Origin of the sequence: Mesorhizobium sp. M7A.F.Ca.US.006.04.2.1, from assembly GCF_004022915.1 — a bacterium.
In the GTDB taxonomy this organism is placed as follows: Bacteria; Pseudomonadota; Alphaproteobacteria; order Rhizobiales; family Rhizobiaceae; genus Mesorhizobium; species Mesorhizobium ciceri.
Window position 1 is genome coordinate 1 of sequence record NZ_RZQA01000234.1, and the last position, 7,695, is coordinate 7,695.

Here is a 7,695-nt window from a genome sequence, read left to right on the forward strand (position 1 = left end):
GTCTTGGTCAGCCGGACGAGCTGGCCGCGGCGCAGATGCTCGTCGGCAAATCCCGCCCAGGCGAGCGCCGCGCCGCGCCCGGCGATGGTTTCGTGTATCATCGACATGTAGCCGGTGAACCGAGGTCCGTCGAGTTTCCGGTCGGTTCCGACCCACGATTGCCAACTGTCGATCGCGCCCGGCGGCGTCACCTGATGCAGCAGCGGCACTGCCAGGAAAGCCTCAGGCTCTTCCGAGGCGAGCGCCGGATAACGCGCCAGGAACGCCGGCGCGCAAACCGGGAACCACTCACCCTCGAGCAGTTTTTCGGTCACGAATTCGGGCCATTGCCCGGCTTCGCCGAAACGGATCGACAATGCCACTTCAGGCTGGTCGAAATCCCTGTAGTCGGTGGATGTCTGCAGCAGCACGCGGCCATCGGCAACCTGCGATGTGATGAGGCCGAAGCGCGGCATCAGCCATGCCTGCGCGAAGTCGTGGCTGCAGCCGACCACGAATGTATCGCTGTCGTGCGCGGTCAAATCCTCGACCGCTTGCCTGATGGTGCCGAGACCCTCGCGGATCGCTTCGGCCAGCGTGTTGCCGGCCCCGGTGACGGCGACGCGGTTGCCTCTGCGCGTGAACAGCTCGACCGACAGCTGGCGCTCGAGATTGGCGACATGCCTGCTGACCGCCGATTGTGCGATGTTGAGCTCCTGTGCGGCCAGCGTCAGCCCGCCATGCCTGGCGGCAGCCTCGAAGACGACCATGGCGTTCAGCAGGGGAAGCGATGTCTTGAGGGTTTTCACGATCCAAACCTGCTTTCATGCCTTTTCGATATGAAGGTCTATCATTTCTGTATTTGCTGCAAGCCTTTCCGCATCGCACACTCTATCGAAACGTCATTCGAACGCCAGCGAGCAGAAAGGTGTTTGCCGTGCAGGCCTACACATCGAACAGCCAGCCTATCGACAGAAGCGAGACCGTCAGGCTGATCGACCGGCAACGTCCGGACTGGTCGCTGGAACAGGCCTTCTACGCGGCCCCTGCCATCTTCGCGCTGGAACGGGACTTGTGGTTTCCGCGTCAATGGATGCTTGTCGCCCATGCCAGCGAGGTCCCAGAAAAGGGCCGCTACATCGTGCGCCAGCTTTTCGACGAGGAGATCATCGTCGTGCGCTTCGACGACGGCGAGGAGGACATCGCGGCCTACTACAATGTCTGCACCCATCGCGGCTCGCGGCTCTGCGCCAAGGATGGTCGCGGCAAGCTTCTGGTCTGCCCCTACCATGCCTGGTCGTTCAGGCTGACCGGCGAGTTGCAGTCACGGCAGGATCTACCGGAAAGCGTCGATCCGGAAGCGCTGGGACTGCACCGCGTGCCCTGCAAGCATTTCGGCGGCCTCGTGTTCTGCGGCCTCGATGCCAATTCGCTGCCCGACATCCAGCCTGTCGCGGACGGGCTGACCGGCGGCTTGCGCGAAAACGGCCTTGACCGCGCACGCATCGTCGCGCGCAAGAACTATCTCACCAAGGCGAACTGGAAGCTGGTGCTCGAGAACTTCCTCGAATGCTATCACTGCCGGCCGGCCCACCCCGAATATTACCGCGTCAACGGCCATGTCAAAGTGACCGCGACCCGCGACGCCGACAAGGCGGTCGAGTGGCAGAATGAAATCGAGGCCTGGCACAGCGTCATCGGCGATGCCGAGTTCCACAAGGGCGCGTGGCAGGCTGGCGACCTCGACACGATGCCGTTTGCCATGCACCGCAAGCCGATCGGATCCGGCCGCAACACGCTGTCCAATACAGGTGAGGGGGTCTCATGCCTGATGGGCGGCCGTCACGCCTATGATGGTGGCGAAAGCGGCTTCCGCCTCGGACGCCTGTCGTTTGCAAGTGCTGCCAATGATTATGTCACGCTGTTCCAGATGATACCGCGCAGCGCCACGGAAACCGACGTCATTCTGACCTGGCTCGTCGACAAGGACGCCGATGGCGACATCGACGCCGATGCGATCAGCTGGATGTGGGACGTCACCACGGTGCAGGACAAGAAGATCACCGAGGACAATGCCGACGGCATCATGTCGCGCGCCTACCGGCCGGGTCCCTATACGCCGCTGGAAAGGCAGACCTCGTTCTTCGTGCAGACCTATCTGTCAGAACTGCGTTCGCTGATCACCGGCACGCGCGGCGCACCGATCAGCCAATGGTCTGCGCCGAAGGAACTTTTCGCCTCGCCGAAAGCGGCGAGCTGCAACACGCGCCTCTGACCCGCAGCCGAAGATGCCTCTTTGAGGCGTCGCGTTCCGATGCCATATGAAGGTGGCCGACGGAATGTTGCGGGAGAGGTGGTCATGACCAAAGGTTCGGATCTGTTCGTCGCGGCCCTCGAGAACGAAGGGGTCGAGCGGATTTTCGGCATTCCGGGCGAAGAAAATCTCGATATCGTCGAATCCATCCGCCGCTCCTCGATCCAGCTGATCCTGACCCGCCACGAGCAGGCAGCCGCTTTCATGGCCGCCACCTATGGCAGGCTTACCGGCAAGCCGGGTGTGTGCATCACCACGCTTGGCCCGGGCGCGCTCAACCTTTCGACCGGTTCGGCCTATGCGCTGCTCGGCGCGATGCCGATGATCATGATCACCGGCCAGAAAGGCATCCTGTCATCCCGGCAGGCGCGCTTCCAGATCGTCGACATCGTCGCGGCGATGAAGCCGCTGACCAAGCTGTCGCGTCAGATCGTCTCGCCGAAGATGATCCCCTCGTTGGTTCGCGAAGCTTTCCGTGTCGCCCAGGAAGAGCGTCCCGGCCCCGTACATCTTGAATTGCCGGAAGACATTGCGGCGGCCGAGTGTGAACCGGTAGCACTCGTGCCAACGCATCCGGTCGAACTGCCGCTGGCCAGCCCGGGCGCGCTTGATCGCGCCGCCCGTATGATCATGGAAGCCAGGCGTCCGCTGCTGATGTTTGGTGCGGCGGCGTCGCGACCGCGCGTGACTCCCGATGTCGCCCAGTTCGTGCTGCGGACGCAAATTCCCTATTTCACCACGCAGATGGGCAAGGGCACCGTGCCTGGCGGCACGGAGCTCTATATGGGAACGGCAGCCCTTTCGGAGCGCGACTATGTGCACGAGGCCATCGAACAGGCCGATCTGATCATCACCATCGGTCACGACACGGTGGAGAAGCCGCCCTTCATCATGGGGGCAAAGGGGCCGAAGGTCATTCATGTCGGCTACCATTCAGCCGATGTCGAGCAGGTCTATTTCCCGCAAGCCGAAATCGTCGGCGACCTCGGTCCTTCGCTGGCGCTGCTGGCCGACAGCATCGAGGGCAAGGTCCCCAATGCACAGGCCTTGCTGCCGCTGCGGGAAGGCATTCTGAGCCGCATCGCCGCGCGCGCCACCGAAGATCGCTTCACGCCGCAGCGCATCGTGCATGACGTGCGCGCCGTGATGCCGCCGGACGGGATCCTCGCCCTCGACAATGGCATGTACAAGATCTGGTTCGCGCGCAACTACCGGACGCGCATGGCAAACACGATCCTGCTCGACAATGCGCTGGCCACCATGGGCGCGGGCTTGCCGTCGGCGATGATGGCGGCACTGCTCTATCCGCAGCGCCGTGTCATGGCCATCTGTGGCGATGGCGGCTTCATGATGAACAGCCAGGAACTGGAGACCGCCGTCAGGCTCAAGCTCAATCTCGTCGTCCTGCTGCTCGAAGACCATGCCTATGGCATGATCCGCTGGAAGCAGGCGGTCGACGAATTTCCGGATTTCGGCATGACCTTCGGCAATCCCGACTTCGTCAGATATGCCGAGGCCTACGGAGCCAAGGGGACAAGAGTTGGCGAGATCGCCGATTTGCGGCAGGCGCTGGAACGGGCCTTCACCGGCGGCGGCGTGCACCTCGTCGTCGTGCCCATCGACTATTCCGAAAACACCAGGGTGCTTGTCGACGAATTGCGCGAGCGGCTGCCTGCGCCGCAAGCGAGCTGACGGCGGCAAAGCCGCCGTCAGGATTACCTGGAGCTGTTGCCGAAGCGCCTACAGCTTGCAGTAAGGGGTGACCGGCGCGATCGTCCCGAAATCCTTGGCGATCTCATAGCTGATGCCGTCTGCGGCCGCCTTGCCGACATAGGAATGGCAGAGCGTGTGGTTGTTGCTGGCATCGACCCGGATCTTGCCTTGCGGCGCGTCGAACTCGATCGTGGGCAGCGCCTTGAGCACATCATCGTCCTTCAGCGATCCGGCCTTCTCGGCGGCCAGGGCGTAGAGATGCAGGCCGTTGTAGCCGGCTTCGCCGATGCCGTTGACCATCTTCTCCTTGCCGAACTTCTCGCGGAAGCTCGCGATGAACTTCTTGTTGACCGGATTGTCGAGCGCCATCCAGTAAGGCTGCGGTGCGTAGGTGCCGGCCGCGACGCCGGGCGGCAGCGCGTCCTTGTTGAAGACCTCGTCGAGCGGTGCGATCAGCGGCTGCTTGATATCGAAGCTGCGATACTGCTTGAGCTGGGTGACGGCGTCGTTGCCGACCACCATCGACCAGACGACATCGGGCTTCAGCGACTTGATCTTCTGGAAGGCCGGGCCGAAATCCGTGGTGCCGAACGGATAGTAGTCGGCGCCGATGATCTTGCCGCCGGCCTTTTCGTAAGCCGCCGTGATCGCCTCGGTCATCTTCTGCGGCCAGGCATAGTCGGAGGCCATGACGTAGATGGTCTTGCCGAGGGTCTCGGCCACCCACGGCATCATCGGGTCGACCTGCTGCATCGGGATCGGGCCGGTGGCGACGAAGTAGCGGTTGCATTCGCCGCCCTCGAAATTGGTTGGGTAGAAGAACAGCTTCTTGGCCTTCGAGGTCACCGACAGCGTAGCACTTCGCTCCGGCGAAATGATCGTGCCCATGACCACGTCGACCTTGTCTTCGTTGATGAGCTTGCGCGCCTTGTCGATGGAACCCTTGGTCGTGGTCTGGTTGTCCTCGATGAACAACTCGACCTGGCGCCCGCCAATGCCATTGGCGGCGTTCAGTTCGGCGGCGGCGAGCTTGTAGCAATTGAGCAGCGTCTCGCCGAGGATCGCCTGCAGCCCGGTGATCGGGATCGACAGGCCGACCTTGACGGTGTCGGCGGCGCGCAGGACCGACGGCGCACCGACCATGGCGAAAGCGGCCGCGGCGCCGCCGGATTTCAAGACAGTTCTTCTGCTTATCATTGTTGTGTTCCCTTCCAGTCCCAGGCGCGCCCCATGCACGCCTTACAAGTCAACAAGCTCCCAGGCGCGCTTCAGGCGCGCCTTATAGGGCCAACAGATCCTTCAGCAGGGTCTCGTCGGCGAACGCCTCTGGCGCGCCTTCATGGACGATCCTGCCCTTCTCCATCACCAGGCAGCGGTCCGATGCCTTGAGAACGAGATCGAGATTCTGCTCGACCAGCACGATCGCGATGCTGCGTTCGCGCGCGATGCGCGGCACCAGCTCGGCGATCGACTGCACGATGTTCGGCTGTATGCCTTCCGAAGGCTCATCGAGCAGCAGCACCGACGGCAGGCCGCAGAGCGCGCGGCCGATCGCCAGCATCTGCTGCTGGCCGCCCGAAAGCGTGCCGGCGACCTGCGCTTCGCGCTCGCGCAGGATCGGAAAATAGCCGAAGATGTCGACCGGAATGCCGCCGTCGCCACGGTCCTCGGCAGCGCGGGTACCGACCTCCAGGTTTTGCCGCACCGTCAGCTGGTTGAAGATCCCGCGCCCCTGCGGCACATGCGCGATGCCTGCCCGCGCGCGGCGGAAAGCCGGCGCGTTCGTGAGGTCCTTGTCACCGAGAACCACGGCGCCACCGCTCGCCCGCAAGCCGCCGGCGATGACGCGCAGCAGCGTCGTCTTGCCGGCGCCGTTACGGCCGAGCAGGCCGACGACTTCGCCCGGCGCGACACTGAGGTCGATGCCGTTCAGCACCGGGAGCGGGCCGTAGCCGGCCGAGACCGCCATTGTCCGCAGCATGATCAGCGCCTCCCCAGATAGACATCGCGGACCATTTCGTCGGTCTCGATGTCATGGAAAGGACCGCTGCGCAGGCGGCGTCCCTGATGCAGCACCAGCGTCTCGCAGTTCAGCGCCCGTACGAAGCGGATATCGTGTTCGACGGCGACGATCGAGAACTCGCCCTTTAGGCGTAGCAGCATATCGGCCGTCGCCAGCGTCTCCTGCGGCGTCATGCCGGCGGTGGGTTCGTCGAGCAAAAGCAACCGCGGCTCGATTGCCAGCGCCATGCCGATCTCCAGCCATTGCTTCTGGCCATGCGCGAGTTCGCCGGCCGGTGTGGCAGCGCGATTGCTCAGCGCGACCAATTCCAGCAATTCGCCAACCGGGCGCACAGGCGAGGGCGCCCCCCAGCGGGCGACCTTCACATTGTCTTCCACCGAGAGGCTCGGGAAAACGGACGGGATCTGGAACTTGCGCGCGATGCCGAGCCGGGCGATGCGATGCAGCGGCAGGCCGGCTATGTCGTGGCCGAGGAAGCGCACGCTGCCGCTGGTCGGGCGCAGCGTACCGGTCAACACATTGAGGAAGGTGCTTTTGCCGGCGCCGTTCGGGCCGATGATGCAGCAGAGTTCCTTGTCGCGTACAGTGAGGTTCAGGGCCTCCAGCGCCTGCAGCCCGCCAAAGCGGATGCCGACATTTTCGGCCTGGAGCAGGATGTCGCTCATTGTGCGCGCCTCCCGCCTTTGAACAGGGCTTTCAGTCGCGCGTAGATCGACAGGATGCCGTCCGGCAGGACGAAGACGATGATGACGAAGACACAGCCGAGCAATAGCGGCCACAGGCTCGGGTTGAAACTGCTGATCGTCTGCTGCGCACGCTGGATGAAGATGGCGCCGAGCACCGGCCCCAGCAGCGTGCCGCGCCCGCCGACCGCCACCCAGACGATGACTTCCGTCGACAGAAGCAGTCCGGACAGATCCGGTGCCACCAACCCCGCCATGCAGACATAGAGCGCGCCGGCAAGGCCGGCGATCGCCGCCGACAGGACGAAGGTGACGAGCAGCCGCAACGGCGCATTGTGGCCGAGCGCTGCTGCCCGGACTTCATTGTCCTGTATGGCGGTCAGCACCGTACCCCAGCGGCCACGGCTGATCGACCACAGCGCCAGCACGGTCACCGCGACGATGGCCGAGACGAAGATGTAGCTGGGCAGGTCCTGGCTGAGATCGACGTGCAGCCCGCCGACATCGAAGGCAATCGGCGGAATGCCGATCAGCCCGCTGTCGCCGCCGGTGACCGAGCTCCAGGAGACCGCCGCCTGCTGGCAGATGACGCCCATGGCCAGCGTGACGATGGTGAAATAGCTGCCACGGATGCCGCCGAAAAACAGGAAGTAGCCGATGATGGCGGAGACCAAGGCCGCACCGGCCACCGCACCGATGATGCCAAGCAGGCTGGCGAAGGAGATCGCATCGTTGAGCGTGATCAGCGCCATGATGTAGCCGCCGATGCCGAAAAACGCAGCGTGGCCGAAACACAGGATTCCAGTGCGGCCCCAGAAGAAGTCGAGGCTCGCGGCGAACAGGCCGAAGATCAGCGCGTCGCGGATCACGGTCAGCTGATACCCGCCGACAAAGAACGGATAGATGATCGCGAGCGCCACGCAGGCGGCGAAGATCAGCAGCCAGTTGCGGTCGCGGGCGATCATCGCGACGCTCCGTTGAAC

7 protein-coding genes are annotated in these 7,695 nt (G+C 63.8%); 2 read left to right on the top strand and 5 right to left on the bottom strand.

Annotated elements, in window-relative coordinates; genetic code table 11:
* A partial coding sequence (locus EN925_RS14675) for a LysR family transcriptional regulator (protein ID WP_128336645.1) occupies positions 1-788 on the bottom strand: 788 nt, incomplete at its 3' end.
* A gap of 128 nt (positions 789-916) precedes the next feature.
* Here EN925_RS14675 and EN925_RS14680 point away from each other — a divergent pair.
* Positions 917-2,254: an aromatic ring-hydroxylating dioxygenase subunit alpha gene (locus EN925_RS14680; protein ID WP_164753891.1), complete on the top strand. Its 1,338-nt coding sequence runs from the start codon at positions 917-919 to the stop codon at positions 2,252-2,254.
* Positions 2,255-2,338: 84 nt separating this feature from the next.
* A complete protein-coding gene (locus tag EN925_RS14685) occupies positions 2,339-3,985 on the top strand; it encodes an acetolactate synthase large subunit (RefSeq protein ID WP_127370150.1) in 1,647 nt (548 codons plus the stop codon).
* A gap of 48 nt (positions 3,986-4,033) precedes the next feature.
* On the opposite strand, the gene EN925_RS14690 is transcribed toward EN925_RS14685, so the two are convergent.
* The 4 genes from EN925_RS14690 to EN925_RS14705 all read right to left on the bottom strand — a co-directional run.
* A complete protein-coding gene (locus tag EN925_RS14690; protein WP_245265311.1) occupies positions 4,034-5,182 on the bottom strand; it encodes a substrate-binding protein in 1,149 nt (382 codons plus the stop codon).
* Positions 5,183-5,285: 103 nt separating this feature from the next.
* Entirely contained in the window at positions 5,286-5,987 is a 702-nt protein-coding gene (locus EN925_RS14695) for an ABC transporter ATP-binding protein (protein ID WP_127369991.1), read from the bottom strand.
* 2 nt (positions 5,988-5,989) lie between these two features.
* Positions 5,990-6,694 (bottom strand): ATP-binding cassette domain-containing protein, encoded by a 705-nt coding sequence (locus tag EN925_RS14700; RefSeq protein WP_013532995.1) that lies wholly within the window; start codon positions 6,692-6,694, stop codon positions 5,990-5,992.
* On the bottom strand, positions 6,691-7,695 hold a 1,005-nt coding region (locus EN925_RS14705; protein ID WP_245483181.1), incomplete at its 5' end, for a branched-chain amino acid ABC transporter permease. The genes EN925_RS14700 and EN925_RS14705, both read right to left, overlap by 4 nt.